The organism is Hydrotalea sp. GW822-HT8A01, assembly GCF_058798575.1.
In genome coordinates, this window is sequence record NZ_CM179506.1 from 2,297,418 (window position 1) to 2,316,464 (window position 19,047).

Below are 19,047 nucleotides of genomic sequence, written 5' to 3' on the forward strand. Positions count from 1 at the left end.
GTATTTTCTGGTTTTAAATAAAAATTTTGAAGCGTTCGTAACAACTTTTAGTTAATGCCTCTCTATCGTCGGGGTGTGCAATATCCACTAGTAATTTTGCCCGCTGCCTTAAATTTTTGCCATATAAGTAAGCCACACCGTACTCTGTTACTACATAATGAATATGGCCCCTAGTAGTAACAACACCTGCACTTTCTCTTAAATGAGGGGTAATTCTGGAAATACCTTTTTTAGTACGGCTGGTTAGAGCAATAATGGGTTTACCTCCTTCACTTAAAGCGGCTCCACGCATAAAATCCATTTGCCCGCCAATACCACTGTATTGAAATGGCCCAATACTATCGGCGCAAACCTGTCCGGTAATATCTACTTCAATGGCGCTGTTAATGGCTATTACTTTATTGTTTCTTCTAATTACGTGTGGGTCGTTTACATAATCAATATCTAAAAAAGCAAAAGCAGGGTTATCATTTACATAATCATACAATCTTTTGGTACCAATGGCAAAACTGGTTACGTTTTTATTGGGATGAATTTTTTTGAATTTATTATTGATAATATCCTTTTCCATTAAATCAATTACCCCATCACTGCACATTTCTGTGTGCAGGCCTAAATTTTTATGATTGTGTAAAGCTTTTAAAACAGCATCAGGTATGGTACCAATACCTAATTGTAATGTACTGCCATCGTCTATCATTTCGGCAATATATTTTCCTATCTGCAATTCTTCTTTACCCGATTTGCTGCCATAATCTACTTCAGGTAATTGCTCTTCATGATATACCATTTTGGTAATATGGCTTACATGCAGCAATCCATCACCGTGGGTACGTGGCATATAGGGATTTACCTGTGCAATAATGTATTTGGCCGTATTTACAGCAGTGCGTGCTATATCAACCGATAAGCCTAAAGTACAGTAACCGTGTTCGTCGGGTAGCGATACCTGCACAATGGCAACATCAATTGGTAATACATTTTTTTTAAATAAGTCCGGAATGTCACTTAAAAATGCAGGAACAAAATCAGCACGTCCGCTATTCACGGCTTCGCGAACAGAGGCAGATACAAACAAACAGTTGATATGAAATGCTTTTTGATATTCGGGCTTGTCAATTTCAATACTACCCTGAACAGTAATAAATACCGTTTCTACATTTTCTAATCGTGGTGCTTCTTTTGCCAGCTCTCTCAATAAAAATAAGGGTGTACATGCACTGCCCTGAATAAAAACACGCTGGTTGCTCTGTATAACCGATAAAGCTTCTGTTGCACTTACATATTGAATAGGATACATGTTTTTCAGCAAAGTAACATTTGTTTTGCTGCCTGAAAAATGATTTTTGTTAGGTTAGCTGTACATTGAACATACTTAATTGAACAGGATGGTATGGTTTACTTATTGATAGAATTGCTATAATAATTGTGTTTTGCCCTATTAGATTTTTCCTCTAAAACCAATCATGTATTCTTTTTTATTTATAAGTATAGAAAATTTGTGGTTTGGAAATTGGAATAATATAGTATGCATTATTTGTAGTGAATAAAATACCTTTATGTTTCAAATAGTAGCCGTATGATCAAGATTGGCCTGATTAAAGAAGGGAAAATTCCTGCTGATAGTCGCGTGGCTTTAATACCTGCTCAATGTAAATGGATGATGCAACACTTTCCTGATATTGCTATTGTTGTTCAGTCTTCTTCCAATCGTTGTTTTTCCGATGATGAATACCGAAGAGCCGGAATAAAGGTTACAGAAGATGTTACAGATTGTGATATTTTGCTGGGCATTAAAGAAGTGCCTAAAGCGGATCTTATTCCCAATAAAGTGTATCTTTTTTTTTCACATACCCGAAAGAAGCAACCCTATAACCGTGCTTTGTTTCATGAAATGATAAACAAAAAAATTACATTAATTGATTATGAATGTTTAGAACATGAAGATGGGCAACGAATTATAGGATTTGGATTTTTTGCCGGTATTGTTGGTGCCCACAACGGCATGATGTGTTACGGAAAAAGAACCGGCCTTTTTCATTTAGGCCGGGTATATGAAGTAAAAGATTACCGCTCTCTCATTCATCATTATTTTGGATTGAAATTACCCAACATCAAAATTGCTGTTACCGGCAGTGGAAGAGTGGCGCATGGTATTATTGAAGTAATGAATTTATTGGGTGTTACCGAGGTTGAGCCCGATGAGTATTTAGAAAAAAAATTTACATATCCGGTTTATGTGCAATTAAAAGGGGCCGACTTATTTACCCATAAATATTTAAAAACATATCAGCGTGAACATTTTCATACCAATGCAAAAGATTACAGAAGCAGGTTTTTACCTTATGCACACTGTACTGATATTTTGATGAATGGTATATTTTGGACAGAAGAAATGCCAAGGTTGTTTGAATTAACAGATATTGATGAACATTTTGCCATACAAACCATTTCTGACATAACCGACGATGCACATGGCTCTGTACCCATTAATTTAGGTGATCAAACCATTGAAGATCCTGTTTATGGAGTTGACAGAGTGAGCTTTACCAAAACCAAACCTTACTTACCCGATAGCATTGACGTAATTGCTGTTGGAAATTTACCCAATGAGTTACCCCGCGATGCCAGCCGTTATTTTGGTGAACAACTCATGAAACATGTATTACCCGATTTACTCAGCTCAGGTAGTAATATGATTGAAAGGGCTACTATTTTAAAGAATGGGCAACTAACACAAGCCTTTTCCTATTTATCTGATTATGCAGCCGGGTAAATTTTATTTAAAGAAACTGATAATAATCTTTTAATAATGCCGTAAAAGGTTCACTGTATGCATTATTGAGTTCTTTGATTGTTAACATTTCTTCTAACAAAGTAGGAGTTGGTGCTTTCGAAAAAATACAGATGGTTCTAAAAATATGGTGTTTAGGACTGGGTTTTACATCTAATTTATATTCTAAATAAAAATTATTTTGATGTGCCATTGCAATAAATGATGTGGTGCGCTGATAGGGCAAAAGCAATGCAAACCTTCCTTGTTGATTTAAAAATTGATTGCAAATGGGAAGTAAATCCTGCAGCCGAAGTTGTTCACTATGCATGGCTATGTTTTTGTTAACCTGTGGGCTTTTCAGGCTTTTTTCATAAAAAGGTGGATTACAAACCAGCCATTCATAAGTGGTTGCCGGTTGTAACTGTATTACATTACCTTTTATAACTGTTAAGCGTTGGTACCATGGCGATGTTGAAAAATTTTCTTTTGCCTGCATGGCTGCACCTTCATCTATTTCATAGGCATGAATAATTGCCTCATTTTTTTGCGCAATCATTAAACTCAACAGTCCTGTTCCAGTTCCAATATCGGCAATAGTTTTAGCCGGATTATTCGATATATATTGTGCCATAAAAGCCCCAAACAGGCAGGCATCGGTACATGTCTTCATGGCACATTTATCTTGTGCAATTCGAAATTGTTTAAATGAAAAATAGGAATTAGACATAATTTGAATAGGAGATAGCTATCAATAAAAGATAGGATATATTGGTATCATTTCTTGGAAAGCTTTTTGCACAAATTGCCTGGTAGGGTTGCAGGTACAGATGGGTTGGGTGAAATAAAACATCATGAATAGCATTTTAATTCAATATACGATAAATTTTAAGATTTGGCCGCATTGCATAAAAAAATCTCATTGTAGGTGAAGCAATGAGATTTTTTTTTCGATGAAAATTGGTGTAAGATTTATTTTTCTGCAACTAAACCTGCTTTTAAATATTCATTGTTTAGGCGAGCAATATTAGTGAGCGAAATTTCTTTCGGGCAGGCAGCTTCGCAGGCACCTGTATTGGTGCAGGAACCAAAACCCTCTTTATCCATTTGTGTAATCATATTGATTACACGATGATGGCGTTCAGGATCTCCTTGCGGTAAAAGCGCCAAATGCGATACTTTGGCTGAAACAAACAGCATAGCACTGCTGTTTTTGCACGCAGCCACACAAGCACCGCAGCCAATACACATGGCGGCGGCAAAGGCATTATCAGCATTATCTTTATCTACTAATATTGCATTCCCGTCTACTGCATTCCCGGTATTCACTGAAATGTATCCACCGGCCTGTATAATTCTGTCGAATGCAGAACGGTCAACCATTAAGTCTTTAATTACAGGAAAAGCATTGGCTCTCCAAGGCTCTACTACAATTGTGTCTTCATTTTGAAAGGCACGCATGTGCAATTGGCAGGTAGTATTGGCCTGCCACGGACCATGTGGTTTACCATTAATATACATTGAACACATACCACAAATACCTTCGCGACAATCATGGTCAAATGCAATCGGGTCTTCACCTGCCCGAATCAGTTGTTCGTTCAGTACATCAAACATTTCCAAAAAACTCATTTCCGAAGAAATGTTTTCTACACGATACATTTTAAAACTACCCTTTGCATTTTTGTCTTTTTGTTTCCAAACTTTTAAGTTCAGATTCATGGTATAGTGTTCCATATAAAAAAATTAAAATCTTAAAAAAATAGGATTCAGTTATTTATTTGTAATTTCTTTGGGTGGGTTTAATTACATCGTACTGTAAAGGTTCTTTGTGTAATTCCCAGTTGTGTTCACCTTTGTATTCCCAGGCAGCTACATACATATAATTCGCATCATCTCTTAATGCTTCACCATCGGGTGTTTGGTATTCTTCCCTGAAATGTCCGCCACAACTTTCATTTCTGTTTAATGCATCTATGCACATTAATTCACCTAATTCAATAAAATCGGCAACGCGGCCCGCCTTATCTAATTCTGTATTCAGTTCATTAATGCCGCCGGGTATTTTAACGTCACTCCAAAATTCTTTTTTGAGCTGTTGTATTTCGGTAATGGCTTGTTGTAAACCATTGGCATTTCTGGCCATACCACATTTGTCCCACATAATTTTACCGAGGCGTTTATGAAAACTTTCTACAGTTTGTGTACCCTGAATACTCATCAGGCTTTCTAATCTTTCCTGTACCTTTTTTTCTGCGGTTTGAAAAGCTTCATGATTGGTTGAAATAGGTTTGTTGTAAATTTCGTCTGCCAGATAGTTTCCAATGGTGTAGGGTATTACAAAATAACCATCGGCAAGGCCCTGCATTAAGGCACTGGCACCTAAGCGGTTGGCACCGTGATCAGAGAAGTTAGCTTCACCCAATGCATATAATCCTTTTACAGTAGTCATTAATTCATAATCAACCCACAAGCCACCCATGGTATAGTGTACTGCAGGGTAGATGCGCATGGGAACTTCATAAGGATTTTCGCCGGTAATTTTTTCATACATATCGAAAAGATTACCATATTTTTCTTTTACTACCTGTTTGCCGAGTGATATAATTTGCTCTTTTGAAGGATTATCGATACCGTGAATACCTGCTTCTGTTGTACCATATCTTTCAAAAGCGGCACTAAAGTCAAGATAAACTGCTTGTTTAGAAGAGCCTACACCGTATCCTTCATCACATCTTTCTTTTGCAGCTCTGGAAGCCACATCACGAGGTACCAGATTACCAAATGCAGGATATCTTCTTTCTAAATAATAATCTCTTTCTTCTTCAGGTATCTGGCTGGCTTTACGCGTATCTCCTTTTTGTTTGGGAACCCATATACGGCCATCATTTCTTAATGATTCGCTCATTAAGGTTAATTTACTTTGATGATCGCCGGTTACGGGAATACAGGTAGGATGTATTTGTGTAAAACAGGGATTGCCAAATAATGCGCCATTTTTATGCGCTTTCCAGGCGGCAGTTACATTGCTACCCATTGCGTTGGTCGACAAATAAAACACGTTACCATAACCTCCACTACACAATAGTACCGCATGGCCGAAATGTCTTTCTAATTTTCCGGAAATCAAATCTCTTGCAATAATACCTCTTGCTTTCCCATCAATTACCACAATTTCCTGCATTTCATGGCGGGCATACATTTTTACATTGCCCAATGCCACCTGGCGTTCTAAAGCCTGATAGGCACCAATGAGTAATTGCTGACCGGTTTGCCCTGCAGCGTAAAAAGTTCTTTGTACTTGCACACCGCCAAATGAACGGTTGCTTAACACACCACCATATTCCCTGGCAAAGGGTACGCCTTGTGCCACACACTGATCAATAATATTGGCACTTACTTCGGCAAGGCGGTATACGTTGGCTTCTCGGCTGCGGTAATCGCCACCTTTTACAGTATCATAAAATAAACGAAAAACACTGTCACCATCATTTTGGTAATTCTTGGCCGCATTAATTCCACCCTGTGCAGCAATAGAATGTGCTCTACGCGGACTATCTTGAAAGCAGAAAGCTTTTACTTTATAACCCAATTCGCCCAAACTGGCAGCAGCACTGGCTCCGGCTAAACCGGTACCTACTACAATAATTTCTAACTTCCGTTTGTTGGCGGGGTTTACCAATTTGCAATGTCCTTTATAATCGGTCCATTTATGTTCTAAAGCGCCGGCAGGAATTTTTGATTCTAACATGGTACTACTTTTTTGTAGATTAAAATTGGTATTTTTTATAAAGGAAAACTTCTTTTGTTGAATGAAGCGGTTCCTTTTTGCTATTATATTTTTTCAATCAGCTAATTAAATGAAAATAAAAACTAATTGGCATCAATGCGAAAATGGCAGGAATCACAATGGCAAAACCATACCCAAATGAAGTGAGCATTTGCTGGTATCTTTTATTGTGTACACCTAAAGTTTTAAATGCACTTTGAAAGCCATGTGCTAAGTGGTAACCTAAGCTAATGCAGCAAATTACATAGAATATAACTACCCATAACTGCGAAAAAGTATCACGCATGAGTGCATATAAATTATGCACCTGCAACCCATTGGGCAGTGTTACTTCTTCTACACCGGTAAATCTGGAGGGTATCCAAAACTGTTTCCAGTGTACGATAAAAAACAATAAAAGTATGGTTCCTAAAATAGCCATACTGCGGCTGTACCACTTACTACCTCGGTTACCATATGCAATGGCATAACCTACTTTACGTTTACTACGGTTACCCGCTTCTAAAACATAACCCTGAATAATGTGGAGAAATATAAAAATGAACAAACCAATTTCTAAAATTCGGGGTACAATATTGCTACCCATAAAATTAGCTGCTCGGTTAAACATAATACCGCCATCATCTGCCCAAATACAGGCATTTAAACCGGCATGCACTACTAAAAACAAAATCAGGAAAACCCCTGTTAAACCCATTACTAATTTTTTTCCTACCGAAGAGGTAAACACTTGCTTCCAGGTCATATAGCAGAATTGAAGTTGAAAAAAAAATCTTTGCAAAAATACAATTCACAGCAATGCTATAACAAAATGATTTTTTTATTTTTTGCAAAATGCATTTATTCAAATAACAGTATTTGTTGGTATTTGTTGATGTATAGAAGCGAAGAATGCCATTTTTACTGCATTTTAATGATGTAAACACAACCTTTGTTTAACAATTTGAAATTTTATTTGCTTTGAAAAAAATATGCCCGGCTTTATTGTAGTAATTTAAATTCAGTTCATTGTTGAATTATTGCGCTCATCCTTATTAATATACGCTGAACCAATAATTTGAAAAAATGTGAAATAACACATTACATTTGGTTTATGATAAAATTGCTCACCATTATCTGGAACAGTTTTAAAATGGCTCTTCAGGAATTAAGGGTAAATAAGTTGCGTACTTTTTTGTCGTTATTCGGTATCACCATCGGTATTTTTTGCATTATTGGCGTATTGGCTACGGTAGATAGTTTAAAACGAAAGGTAAAAGGGGAGGTGCAAACCTTAGGTAATAATACTATTTATATTGATAAATGGGAATATGGCGGGGGCGGAGAGTATCCCTGGTGGAAGTTCGTAAAACGGCCAACTCCAACTTATGATGAAATGAAGTTTATTCAGGCTAAAAGCAAGTTGGCTGATGCAATGGCATTTTTTGCCTCGCAAAATGCAACTTTATCGTATGGTGACAATAGTTTAACCAATACAAACATTTACAGTGTTACAGAAGATTTTAATAAAATACAATCTATTAACGTTGCGGTTGGACGTTACATTAGCGATTACGATTTTACCTATGGCACCAATGCCACAGTAATTGGCAATAAAGTAGCTGAAGAATTGTTTGGCAATGCTGAAAAAGCAATTGGTAAAGAAATAGATTTTAACCACCACAAAGCCATCATTGTAGGTGTGCTGGAAAAGCAGGGCAATAGTTTATTGGGCGGATTTAATTATGATGATTGTATTTTATTACCTTATCGATATTTTGCTTCTATTTACAATATTAAACAAAGCAGCCCTTTTATTATGGTGCAGGCAAAAAACAATATTGCTACAGCCAGTTTATCTGATGAGTTGAAGGGCATTATGCGGCAACAACGGAAGTTAAGTCCGCAGCAGGAAGATAATTTTGCTTTGAATGATGTGAATTTGTTGGGTAATTCTTTAAACGGATTGTTTGGTTCGTTGAATTTGGGCGGATGGGCTATAGCCGGTTTAAGTTTATTGGTGGGCGCTTTTGGTGTAGCCAATATTATGTTTGTAACCGTTCGGGAACGTACCAGCCAAATTGGATTAAAAAAAGCCATTGGTGCCAAAAAACGCACTATTTTAACCGAGTTTTTGTTAGAAAGTGCATTTTTATGTGTGATTGGCGGATTACTCGGTTTGTTTTTGGTTTGGATACTTACCATGGCACTGAGTAAGGTGTTACCTTTTCCTATTTTTATAGCACCCAACATCATTGTATTGGCATTGAGTATTTGTATTGTATTGGGAATTTTATCGGGTATTATTCCGGCCTCTATTGCCGCAAAAATGGATCCTGTTGTGGCCATACGAAGCAAATAGCCTGTACTTTTGCCAAAATTTTTATCTGTGTCTGTTTCTATTTTAGCTATTGAATCTTCCTGCGATGAAACCTCAGCCGCAGTTTGTACTGATGGAATTATTCTGTCTAATTTTATTGCCAATCAATCCATACATGCACAATATGGTGGCGTGGTTCCTGAATTGGCCAGCCGTGCACACATGCAAAATATTGTACCTGTTGTAGAAGCTTCATTGAAAAAAGCGCAAATACAGTTAGCTGACATCGATGCCATTGCATTTACACAGGCGCCGGGTTTATTGGGTAGTTTGCTGGTAGGTGCCCAATTTGCCAAATCGCTGGCATTGGGTTTAAATAAACCGTTAATTGCAGTACACCATATGCAGGCGCATGTTCTGGCCAATTTAATTGGTGAAAGAAAACCGGGTTTTCCATTTTTATGTTTAACGGTAAGTGGGGGACATACACAAATTGTGTTGGCGCATAGCCCTTTGCATTTAGAAGTGTTAGGTGAAACCATTGATGATGCAGCGGGCGAAGCCTTTGATAAAACCGCCAAATTATTAGGCCTGCCCTATCCCGGCGGTCCTTTGGTAGATAAACATGCGCAAACCGGTAATGCAACCGCTTTTAAGTTTGCCGAACCACAGGTGCCCGGCCTCAATTTTTCTTTTAGCGGGTTAAAAACATCCGTTCTTTATTTTCTGCAGAAGCAGTCACCTGAATTTGTTGCCAATCATTTGAACGATTTATGTGCTTCTATTCAGGCTACCATTATTAAAATATTATTACAAAAATTGAAATTAGCAGCTCACCAAACCGGCATCAGGCAATTATGCATAGCCGGCGGTGTTAGTGCCAATAAAGGCCTGCGTACTGCATTTGAAATGATGGGAAAACAAAACGGGTGGGATACTTTTATACCGGCATTTGAATATTGTACCGATAATGCAGGTATGATTGCTATAACTGCCTATTACAAATTTCAGGCAGAACAGTTTTCCGATTTAAGTGTTTCTCCATCGGCCCGGGCAAACTGGTAAATGAAAATATTTTTAAAGAAAATAAAAAAATATTTTTTGTTAACTAAAAAAATTAGTATTTTGCGGCTAAAATCATTAGTTTATGAGTTTTGCCGGAAAAAATTTAAGATACCTCCGCAAATTAAGAGGCTATACTCAGGAAGAATTTGCACAGAAATTAGGTGTAAAACGTTCCTTAATTGGTGCATATGAAGAAGAAAGAGCCGAACCAAAATTAGAAGTGCTGGAAGATGTAGCACAATTGTTTAAACTAAGTTTGGATGAATTACTCTTAAAAGAATTATCCGCTGCAAAAGGAAGCAGTTATCTGGAGCAAAGAAGAAAATTAAAAATGGCATCCTCGGGTTCTGCTATCATCTCTTTTGTTCCGGTAAAAGCTGCAGCCGGTTATTTAGCCGGTTATGCAGATACCGATTTTTTAGACGAACTCAACACGTTTACCCTACCCATGCTGGCGCCCGGCCAATATCGTGCATTTGAAATAATTGGTGATAGTATGTTGCCTACACCCAGCGGCAGTGTAATTGTTGGGGAAAAAGTAGAGGATATTGAAGAAGTAAAATCCAGCAATACTTATGTGGTACTGTCTAAACAAGATGGTATTGTTTACAAAAGAATTTTAAAAAATAACCGTGCCAAAAATAAATTAACGCTGGTGAGCGATAATCCAATATATGAACCCTATGCAGTAGCTACGGATGATATTCTGGAAGTATGGAAAGCATTGTTTATTTTACAAAAAGCCAATACGGTGCAGCGCTGGGATGTAAATCAGTTGGCAGGTATGGTGAATAATTTACAGGCACAGGTTTCTACTTTAAAAAAGAAACTGAATTAGGCTTGGATATTGGATAATGATGGATGATTTTTATGAATGAAAGAAGCTGTTCTTTTTAGAACGGCTTTTTTATTTGTATTTGTTACATCACTCATTATTTGCCATTCATCCTAAAATTGTACTCTGCGCTTTTCATTTCTATTTAGTTTTGGAGTGAAGGAGTATGAACCCATGCAAGGAAAAATTACATTATTCTTATTTTTATTGTTCATCAATTTTACCATTCAGGCACAGGTAAAACAGGTAAAGGCATTTAGAACGCAACATTCCATAAAAATTGACGGTATTTTAAATGAACCGGAATGGACTGCAGCAGAGGCAGCCACCAATTTTATTATTACACAACCAGAATTTGGGTTGCCTGCATCTAAAAATACAGTTGTAAAAATTATATACGATAATTCGGCTATTTATATTGCTGCATATTTGTATGATGATCCAAAACTGATAAGAAGACAATTTACCTTACGGGATGGAGAACAAAGGCAGGATGTGGATGTATTTGCAGTTTCTTTTGATACCTATCATGATGGCCAAAATGCATTCATGTTTAGTGTAACGGCTGCTAATGTGCAAAGTGACGCGAAGCTTTCAGGAAACAATACTTTCAATAATGGGGTGGATTACAATTGGGATGCTGTTTGGGATAGCCATGTAAGTATTGTTGCTGATGGCTGGATTGTAGAAATGAAAATTCCATACATGAGTCTTCGTTTTGCAAAGAAAGAGGTACAGGAATGGGGTATTAATTTTTACCGGTCTATTCGCCGGCTGAATGAATCCAGTTATTGGAATAAAGTAAGTCCAACCGTTTCCGGATTAGTGAATCAATTTGGATTATTAACCGGATTAGAAAGTTTAGAACCCCCGTTGCGGTTGTCGTTTCTGCCTTACATTTCTGCAGGTTACAGCACTGTGCCCACTGCTACCGGTACTATTCAAAATGCCATTCATAATGGCGGAATGGATGTAAAATATGGTGTGAATGAAAGCTTTACTTTAGATATGACTTTGGTACCCGATTTTGGACAAACATTGAGTGATAATGTGATATTGAATCTCTCTCCTTATGAAGTTCAGTTTGCAGAAAACCGCCCCTTTTTTACTGAAGGAACCGAATTGTTTAATAAAGCAGGGATTTTTTATTCCCGCAGGGTTGGGAAAACGCCCAGATTGTATGATAGTATTAATCAGTTGGCAACAGATAGCGGATATACCATTCTTCAAAATCCATCTTTAACACAATTATACAATGCTACAAAATTTTCCGGCAGAACCAGGCATAATTTAGGCATTGGAATTTTCAATGGCATAACAGCACCCATGTATGCCGGCTTGAAAGATAAGAGTGGGCAGTTACACCGTATTGAAACGGAACCATTATCAAATTATAATATTATTGTTTTAGATCAGGCTTTGGCCAATAGAAGTAGTATTACTTTTACCAATGCCAATGTATTGAGGCGTGGCGGCGATAAAATGGCCAATGTAAGCGTGGTAGATTTTAGTTTATTTGATAAAGAGAACAAATATAATCTGCAGTCGAAGGCTGCTTTTAGCACGGTGGGCGGCCTCTTTGCGCACAATGGGTTTAAATTAAAAAATAGTTTTGGTAAAGTAAGTGGTTTGTGGCAATGGAATATTATGAATAATATTGAAAGCGATCAATACGATCCAAACGATTTAGGATTTTTGAAAGCACCCAACGAAGTAAGTTATTTTGGCTCTGTTTCCTATAATCAATACAAACCCGGTAAGCGTTACAACTTTAAAGTTTATCGGTTTAGCATTAATTATCAAAACCTCTATAAACCCTATGCCTTCAGCAGTTTGAATTACAATGCCAGTTTCTTAAAAGTATTTAAGAATTTTTATGATATTTCATTAGAAGTGTCGGGTAGCCCAATTTGGAGTAACGACTATTTTGAACTGAGAATGCCGGGTACCAAACTCAAAAGAGTACCTTATGCTTTTGCAGGCATTTTCGGTAGTTCAGATAGTAGAAGAAAATTCTTTTTTAACTATGGAGTTGGTTATGCCTCTGCATACGATTATAAAGATGCCATTCCTTACTCAGTAGTAAGCGGTGGAATTAGATACCGTTTCAACAATCAGTTTACGCTTAGTTTAAACAGTAAAAAAGAATTTGATGCAGGTGAATTTGGCTGGTCGCATTTTGATGCCGTTACCAATGCACCTGTAATTGGGCAACGCAGGGTAGAGCGTATGGATAATGTATTGAATGTAATTTATAATTTTCAGGCAAGAATGAATTTGATTGTTAGGGTTAGGCATTATTGGAGTAAAGTGCATTATGTAAAAATGTTTAATGTAAATAATGAAGGATATTTTCAGGATTTAGAACGGCCACTTGAACCCGGCTACGATGATAATTTTAATGCATTGAATGTAGATGCTTTTTATACCTGGGATTTTCGGTTAGGAAGTCGTTTAATTGTTGCCTGGAAAAATGCAATTGGACCTGATGTAACCATTGATGGAACACAATACAATAAATACATTAATAATTTAATACAATCATTTTCATCGCCACTCAGTAACCAAATTTCCGCAAAGTTTATTTATTTTATTGATTACAACCAGTTGAAAAAAAACAGATTAATACAAATGTAAGGCAGTTCTAAATGTATTGCAGTGCGCCTCAATAATGGTGCGAATGTGGGGTGAATATCCGCCACCCATTGCCACAACAACGGGAATGCCTTGTTGTTTCAGTGTGTAAAATACCATTTCATCTCTTTTTTTGCAACCTGGTATGCTGATGTTCAATTTTCCAAATTTATCAGTAGCCAGTACATCAACGCCTGAAAGATAAAATGCAAAATCGGGTTTTACTGTTGGCAACAAAAACTCCAATGCTTCATACAATTGTTTCAAATAAATTGTATCATCCACTCCATCTGCCAAAGGCAAATCAATATCTGAAATTTCTTTGTTGAATGGATAATTGTACGCTCCATGCATGCTAAATGTAAATACTTCGGGATGGTTATTAAAAATTGATGCCGTTCCATTCCCCTGATGCACGTCCACGTCTATTATTAAAATTTGGTTGGCTAATTTTTGTTGTAATAAATAATGGGCAGCAACGGCAAAATCGTTCAACAAACAAAAGCCTTCTCCATGATCTTTAAAAGCATGATGCGTACCGCCGGCCACATTGAGTGAAACCCCATTTTTTAGTGCAGCATGGCAACAGGAAACGGTGCCTTGTGTTATTATCCATTCTCTTTTAGTTAAAGCAGGCGATTGCGGAAACCCTATTTTTCTTTGCTCTGCAGCAGTTAGTGTTTGCGTTTTCAATTTTTGAAGATAGGCCGCATCATGGGTTAATAAAACAATTTCATCATCTATCTCATCCGGATAAAATAAATTTTCTTTGCTAATAGTACCTTCATGCATTAACTGTGCCGGTATTAATTCATATTTTTCCATTGGGAAGCGATGACCCACAGGTAATGCATGTGCATATAATGGATGAAAAGCAATTTGTATCATGCTATAGGAATAATTTGTTGATTGGCGATGGCAAATACCTTTTCTTTTTTGCCGGGCTTAACAACAGCAACACCAGTAAAATTACTGAATGCAGGAAGGATGGCATGTTGTTTACCAAAATAAAAACAGGGTAATTTAATATGTTGCTTTCCAGTAATTTTTACACGTACACCCGGATGAATATGTCCTGAAATGATATAAGCATTTTTGTATTTTTCCGGAATTATATCTGCCATATCATGCATTAATAAAAATGGTGCTTTGTATAACCATTCGTTATGTAATATAATACCTGCATCGGCATACCATTGTTCCGGCAGCACATCATGATTACCTTTAATTAAATGAAATGGAATGTTTCCAAAATCAGATTTCCACTTAAAAAAATGCGCCGCATCTTCATTATTTTTTTTGTGCAATAAATCGCCAACTACCATAATTGCTTTGGGTTGAAAAACAGCGATAGCATGAAACAGCCGATGCATATCTTCTTTAAACAAAGCTTCCGGAACCGGAATGCCATTTTCTTTAAAATGCCCGGTTTTGCCAATGTGTACATCAGAAAGAATGAGAATTGCTTCTTCCTTCCAAAGCATACATTTTTCTGATGATAACCATAGGTGCTGACCAAGTAATTGAAATAAATATGGCGCCTGCATAGGAACAAATGTATCAACAAATGGCATAATTTTATGTAACTAAATTTTGCTGTATAAAAGGGGTGTATTATATTTATTGCAACAAAAAAAATAATATGATGACCGACACTCAACTGCAACCAGACATGCCAATGGCGCCTAAATATGGCAGCTTGAAGGTATTAACTATTTTAACTTTTATTGGGAGTGGTATTGCTATTTTATCCGGCATATACCAATACATCAACGCCGAAAAAAGTTTAGCGGCGATGGAGAAATTAATGAATAGCCCCGATTTTGCCAAACTACCCGATTTTGCCAAAAGTTTTTACTCTCCTGAAGCAATGGAGTTAATGCGAAAAGCAGCTACCAACAAGTTGCCCATTTTGGTGGTTACCCTAATTGGTGCTATATTATGTATTTTAGGTGCAATAGATATGCGTAAGCTGAAAATGCAGGGCTACTATATGTGGCTAATTGGTGAACTTTTCCCGGTAATTGCTACCGTTATTTTATTAGGAATGGCTTCTATTAGCGGTTGGACTGCTTATTTTGGATATGCTTTTTTATTGTTATTCATTATTTTATACACTACCCAACGCAAATACCTGATTTATTAATAGTTGATTGGATGCAGCAACAGTTGTTATTGTAAAAGCTGTTGCTGTATTTTTTTTATTCGGTATTCTAATTTTTCTGAGGATAAATGGTTGAGGCTTAACCCATCGGCAATAATAGGAAAACTAAAGGGTGTATATTGTTTGGGTTGTGTTATAATAATATTGGATTGTTGAATTCTTTGCAATGCCGTTCTTAACCTTACTTCTTTCATTTGCTTTTCAAAAACCTCTTTGTAAGCTTGTTGTAATAATACATTTTGAGGATCATCTTCATTCAATACTTTAAATAACAGTGAAGCAGAAGCCTGCAAATACTTGGTTTTTTTATTTTGTCCCGGATATCCCTGAAAAATCAATCCGCCTATTACAGCAATATCTCTAAATGCTCTTGCTGCCATTTCACTGGCATTCACACTTTTTTGCAAGTCGTTTAAGAGTTCATCGGTAGTAAATAAAGCTTGAATAGTTTGAGCATTCAGCTCAATTGGTTCATCGCACATTAATTCAAATCCATAGTCATTCATGGCGATAGAAAATGAAATGGGTGTTTTTTGTGAAAGTCGGTATGCCATTATTGCGCTCATGGCTTCATGAGCCAACCTTCCTTCGAAAGGATATACCAAAATATGGAAACTTTTTTTCTCCTGAATTAATTCAACCAATATTTCCTGTATTTGTGGAATAACGGATAGCTGTTGCTGTAGTTGAAATAATGGTTGCAAAGCTTTCATTTCCTCCCTATTGCTAAGGCATCTGAGCATGTTTGTCGCAGTTGTTCCCCTAAATTGGCAGAGAGCGACATTCAGCCACCCATCCAACTGGGTATAATGGTGTTGGTAGCATTTAATTTTTTAACCCATACCGCCATATCTTTTATCATTACGAGTATTACATTTTTCCCGGCCAATACAAAACTATCGCCCACCTTTAGGCGATTGATGAACCATTCTTCAATTACACCTAAATAGCCTCCATGCATCTATTTTACTTTTAGCATGGCATCGCTTACAATAGTGCCAATATGCATTCTGTGCTGCAGGGCTGTTTTTCTGTGTTTAATGACATATTTTCCTTCTTCATCCTGTTCTAATTTTTTAAAAGCGTCGTATTCATGAAATGCATTACCGCCATTGGTTAAATATAGTGGTATATTGTTCCATTCGTCAATGGATAACTGTTGGTAACAATACGTTTGTTTTATTTCATTCAATAATTCATCTGCATAAAAACCTGCTCCAATAGCCGGGGTGCATAGGTCTTGTACCAAAACATCATAACACAATAGCAATGGATGTTAGGTTTTCCAAAATATTTTTTTGTATGCATTGTCTTAATGCTGCTAATTCAGCTAACTCTAACGAATGGGTAGGTAAAAAATAAATTTTTGCAGCTGCATCAGGTTGGTGCCCGCTTCTTTCTGCACATTGCATAAAACGGGCAATTCCTTTTGGTGAGCCAATTTGAATAACAGTATCTACCGGTTTAAAATCAACTCTCAAATCTAAACTTGCCGTGCATACAACAGCTTTTAATTTTTGTTGGTGTAAAGCTTCTTCAACCCAAACCCTTAATTCTTTTTCAATACTGCCATGATGTATGGCGATAGCTCCTGACAGATGTGGGGCAGTTTCTAAAATGGTTTGATACCATATTTCCATCATCCCTCTTTGTATTAATAAAAATAAGCGTAGAATTACTTTGCTCAATAATGGGAATAATTATGTGTACTAATTTCAATCCCAGATGACCCGCCCAGGGATAGCGTTCTACTTCATCTGGAATAATTGCATGAATATGAATTTTTTTGCTTTGTTGCGCTTGTATAATGCTGCCCGTTTTTTTGAGTGGTAGTAGTAAAACATTTTTGGCTTCTTCCAAATTACCAATAGTGGCACTGATCCCCCAAATACAAATATTTTTGTTTATTTTAATTTTTGATTGTGCCTTGTGTAAGGCAACTAACCTTGATAGGGCCAATTCAACCTGAACCCCTCTTTTATTGCTCAACAATTCATGCCATTCATCTACAGAAATAATTTGTAATGTTTTAAAATATTGTGTGTGTTGTGTATGCGAAAGTAATAAATGAAGGCTTTTGGGAATTATTAATAAAATTTCAGGTAACTGTTTTTTTTGCAACAATCTTTCTTGTGTAGTTGTATCTCCTGTTCTAATACCCACTTGCCATGGAATTTCTAAATCCGTTAATGTTTTTTCCATGACTCGTGATAAATCTTTCACCAATGCTTTTAATGAGGTAATTCAAAGCAACTGCAAACCATTATTGTTTTTGGAACGAAAATCATCAGGGTGTTGATCAATGAACCTTATCACCACACCTAAAAATACAGCAAAGGTTTTACCCATATCGGTGGGTGCATTCACCATTACTTATGGCCTGCCAGGCCGCTTCCTGAAAAGCAAAAGGCTTCTGATTATTGCTTTCAAAAAATTACCTGATAACTGTATGCCCTATGGTTTTTGTATTGTGCATCATTCTATTGGAAAAATAGGGTAGTATTTGTTAGTAAGTTGTTTTTGTTAATGTGTGAAAAGTCACCATTTTCTTTTCATTACAAATTTACTTTTGCGGATAAGATGTTAACAAAAGAAAAAATTCCGGTATTAGAAATCTGTAATATGGTAGATGCCACTTCTGTACCACAGGAGGTTTTGGTATTTGAATTGGACATGTTTTTGCAATCGCATCAAAATATGGTATTTCCCCACCGGCATTCATTTTATCAGGTATTGTTTATTGAATCTGGAGTCGGCTTTCATATCATTGATTTTAAGAAGTTTGAAGTAAGGAAAAATATTGTTTACTTTTTAACACCCGGTCAGGTTCATGAATGGCAATTTAGTCCGGGTACAAAAGGTTTGTTGATTAATTTCACTGAAGCGTTTTTTTCATTGTATTTATCCAATTTTCATTACTTAAAAAATTTTCCGTTTTTTTTGGCCAATGGCTCACATGCTGTATTGGATATTCAATCGGTGGAACATAAAATTAAACCTCTGTTACAAGATATTCGGGACGAGTATTTTCATCAGCCGGTTAAACATTTGAATATGCTTCGATTGTTGCTACTGCAATTATTTGAATGGATGAACCGGCAAATTGATGCAACAGAGGAAACTGAAATGATAAAACCCGGAATGCATATTATGCGCAAATTTTATTTGTTGATTGAAGAACATTATACCAACAAACATTTACCTAAAGAATATGCAGCTATGCTTTTTATAACACCCAACTATTTAAATGAACTATGTGTGTTGCATACCGGTCATTCGGCTGGTGAGCATATCAGAAACAGAATTTTATTAGAGGCAAAACGCCTGCTTGTTAATTCTTCCCTAAGTATTAGTGAAATTGCCTGGTCGCTTCATTTTGAAAATCATTCTTATTTTTCCCGTTTCTTCAAAAAATATTGTGCTGTTACACCTGAGGCTTTTCGTAAACAGGTTGCATAATGGGCGCTACCTAATTATTTCATTTGTC

The 19,047-nt window shown here is 36.7% G+C and carries 18 protein-coding genes and 1 pseudogene; 8 read left to right on the forward strand and 11 right to left on the reverse strand.

Translation table 11 applies throughout. From position 1 onward, the window contains the following. Positions 1-13: 13 nt before the first annotated feature. Entirely contained in the window at positions 14-1,312 is a 1,299-nt protein-coding gene (locus AC3QLY_RS10110) for an acetyl-CoA hydrolase/transferase family protein (protein WP_228733196.1), read from the reverse strand. Positions 1,313-1,579: 267 nt separating this feature from the next. Here AC3QLY_RS10110 and AC3QLY_RS10115 point away from each other — a divergent pair, with 267 nt between their 5' ends. After that, positions 1,580-2,776 (forward strand): NAD(P)-dependent oxidoreductase, encoded by a 1,197-nt coding sequence (locus AC3QLY_RS10115; RefSeq protein WP_074419918.1) that lies wholly within the window; start codon positions 1,580-1,582, stop codon positions 2,774-2,776. A 7-nt stretch (positions 2,777-2,783) separates the two neighbouring features. Here the strand turns inward: AC3QLY_RS10115 and AC3QLY_RS10120 are convergent, their stop codons facing one another. The 4 genes from AC3QLY_RS10120 to AC3QLY_RS10135 all read right to left on the reverse strand — a co-directional run bounded on the left by AC3QLY_RS10120 (position 2,784) and on the right by AC3QLY_RS10135 (position 7,308). Further along, positions 2,784-3,446, reverse strand: a complete 663-nt coding sequence (locus AC3QLY_RS10120) for a tRNA1(Val) (adenine(37)-N6)-methyltransferase (protein ID WP_218331199.1) — start codon at positions 3,444-3,446, stop codon at positions 2,784-2,786. A gap of 299 nt (positions 3,447-3,745) precedes the next feature. Then, on the reverse strand, positions 3,746-4,510 hold the full coding sequence (locus tag AC3QLY_RS10125) for a succinate dehydrogenase/fumarate reductase iron-sulfur subunit (protein ID WP_074418517.1): 765 nt from the start codon (positions 4,508-4,510) through the stop codon (positions 3,746-3,748). Between the two features lie 40 nt (positions 4,511-4,550). Continuing rightward, the gene (locus AC3QLY_RS10130) at positions 4,551-6,524 is read right to left on the reverse strand and encodes a fumarate reductase/succinate dehydrogenase flavoprotein subunit (RefSeq protein WP_074418518.1); all 1,974 of its coding nucleotides are present in this window, start codon (positions 6,522-6,524) and stop codon (positions 4,551-4,553) included. Positions 6,525-6,621: 97 nt separating this feature from the next. Beyond that, complete coding sequence (locus AC3QLY_RS10135; protein ID WP_074419917.1) at positions 6,622-7,308, reverse strand: succinate dehydrogenase cytochrome b subunit; 687 nt, start codon at positions 7,306-7,308, stop codon at positions 6,622-6,624. Between the two features lie 348 nt (positions 7,309-7,656). Between AC3QLY_RS10135 and AC3QLY_RS10140 the strand changes: the two genes are divergently transcribed. The 4 genes from AC3QLY_RS10140 (at position 7,657) to AC3QLY_RS10155 (ending at position 13,399) form a co-directional block, all read left to right on the forward strand. Beyond that, positions 7,657-8,904 carry an ABC transporter permease gene (locus AC3QLY_RS10140; protein ID WP_074419916.1) on the forward strand — a complete coding sequence of 416 codons (1,248 nt, stop codon included), beginning with the start codon at positions 7,657-7,659 and terminating at the stop codon, positions 8,902-8,904. Between the two features lie 27 nt (positions 8,905-8,931). Continuing rightward, positions 8,932-9,927: a tRNA (adenosine(37)-N6)-threonylcarbamoyltransferase complex transferase subunit TsaD gene (gene tsaD / locus AC3QLY_RS10145; RefSeq protein WP_081301277.1), complete on the forward strand. Its 996-nt coding sequence runs from the start codon at positions 8,932-8,934 to the stop codon at positions 9,925-9,927. An 82-nt stretch (positions 9,928-10,009) separates the two neighbouring features. Then, complete coding sequence (locus tag AC3QLY_RS10150; protein ID WP_074419914.1) at positions 10,010-10,765, forward strand: XRE family transcriptional regulator; 756 nt, start codon at positions 10,010-10,012, stop codon at positions 10,763-10,765. 171 nt (positions 10,766-10,936) lie between these two features. Beyond that, a complete protein-coding gene (locus tag AC3QLY_RS10155; protein WP_143439384.1) occupies positions 10,937-13,399 on the forward strand; it encodes a DUF5916 domain-containing protein in 2,463 nt (820 codons plus the stop codon). Here AC3QLY_RS10155 and AC3QLY_RS10160 read toward each other — a convergent pair. Beyond that, complete coding sequence (locus AC3QLY_RS10160) at positions 13,385-14,284, reverse strand: histone deacetylase family protein (RefSeq protein ID WP_074419913.1); 900 nt, start codon at positions 14,282-14,284, stop codon at positions 13,385-13,387. The two genes, AC3QLY_RS10155 and AC3QLY_RS10160, sit on opposite strands and share 15 nt — an antisense overlap. Continuing rightward, complete coding sequence (gene pdeM / locus AC3QLY_RS10165) at positions 14,281-14,970, reverse strand: ligase-associated DNA damage response endonuclease PdeM (RefSeq protein ID WP_081301275.1); 690 nt, start codon at positions 14,968-14,970, stop codon at positions 14,281-14,283. Before pdeM ends, AC3QLY_RS10160 begins: the two co-directional genes overlap by 4 nt. Before the next feature lie 68 nt (positions 14,971-15,038). Between pdeM and AC3QLY_RS10170 the strand changes: the two genes are divergently transcribed. Then, positions 15,039-15,542: a hypothetical protein gene (locus AC3QLY_RS10170; RefSeq protein WP_143439383.1), complete on the forward strand. Its 504-nt coding sequence runs from the start codon at positions 15,039-15,041 to the stop codon at positions 15,540-15,542. A gap of 26 nt (positions 15,543-15,568) precedes the next feature. Here AC3QLY_RS10170 and AC3QLY_RS10175 read toward each other — a convergent pair whose 3' ends face one another. The 4 genes and pseudogenes from AC3QLY_RS10175 to AC3QLY_RS10190 all read right to left on the reverse strand — a co-directional run bounded on the left by AC3QLY_RS10175 (position 15,569) and on the right by AC3QLY_RS10190 (position 17,762). Next, positions 15,569-16,273 carry a hypothetical protein gene (locus tag AC3QLY_RS10175; RefSeq protein ID WP_492989719.1) on the reverse strand — a complete coding sequence of 235 codons (705 nt, stop codon included), beginning with the start codon at positions 16,271-16,273 and terminating at the stop codon, positions 15,569-15,571. Positions 16,274-16,344: 71 nt separating this feature from the next. After that, positions 16,345-16,830 (reverse strand): annotated as a pseudogene (locus AC3QLY_RS10180) (hypothetical protein). After that, positions 16,814-17,203: a helicase-related protein gene (locus AC3QLY_RS10185; protein ID WP_287100938.1), complete on the reverse strand. Its 390-nt coding sequence runs from the start codon at positions 17,201-17,203 to the stop codon at positions 16,814-16,816. Before AC3QLY_RS10185 ends, AC3QLY_RS10180 begins: the two are co-directional and overlap by 17 nt. After that, positions 17,121-17,762: a DEAD/DEAH box helicase gene (locus tag AC3QLY_RS10190; RefSeq protein ID WP_492989720.1), complete on the reverse strand. Its 642-nt coding sequence runs from the start codon at positions 17,760-17,762 to the stop codon at positions 17,121-17,123. Before AC3QLY_RS10190 ends, AC3QLY_RS10185 begins: the two co-directional genes overlap by 83 nt. Before the next feature lie 100 nt (positions 17,763-17,862). Between AC3QLY_RS10190 and AC3QLY_RS10195 the strand changes: the two genes are divergently transcribed. Then, positions 17,863-18,060, forward strand: a complete 198-nt coding sequence (locus AC3QLY_RS10195) for a hypothetical protein (RefSeq protein ID WP_492989721.1) — start codon at positions 17,863-17,865, stop codon at positions 18,058-18,060. A gap of 80 nt (positions 18,061-18,140) precedes the next feature. Next, on the forward strand, positions 18,141-19,019 hold the full coding sequence (locus tag AC3QLY_RS10200) for an AraC family transcriptional regulator (RefSeq protein ID WP_492989722.1): 879 nt from the start codon (positions 18,141-18,143) through the stop codon (positions 19,017-19,019). Positions 19,020-19,047 lie beyond the last annotated feature (28 nt).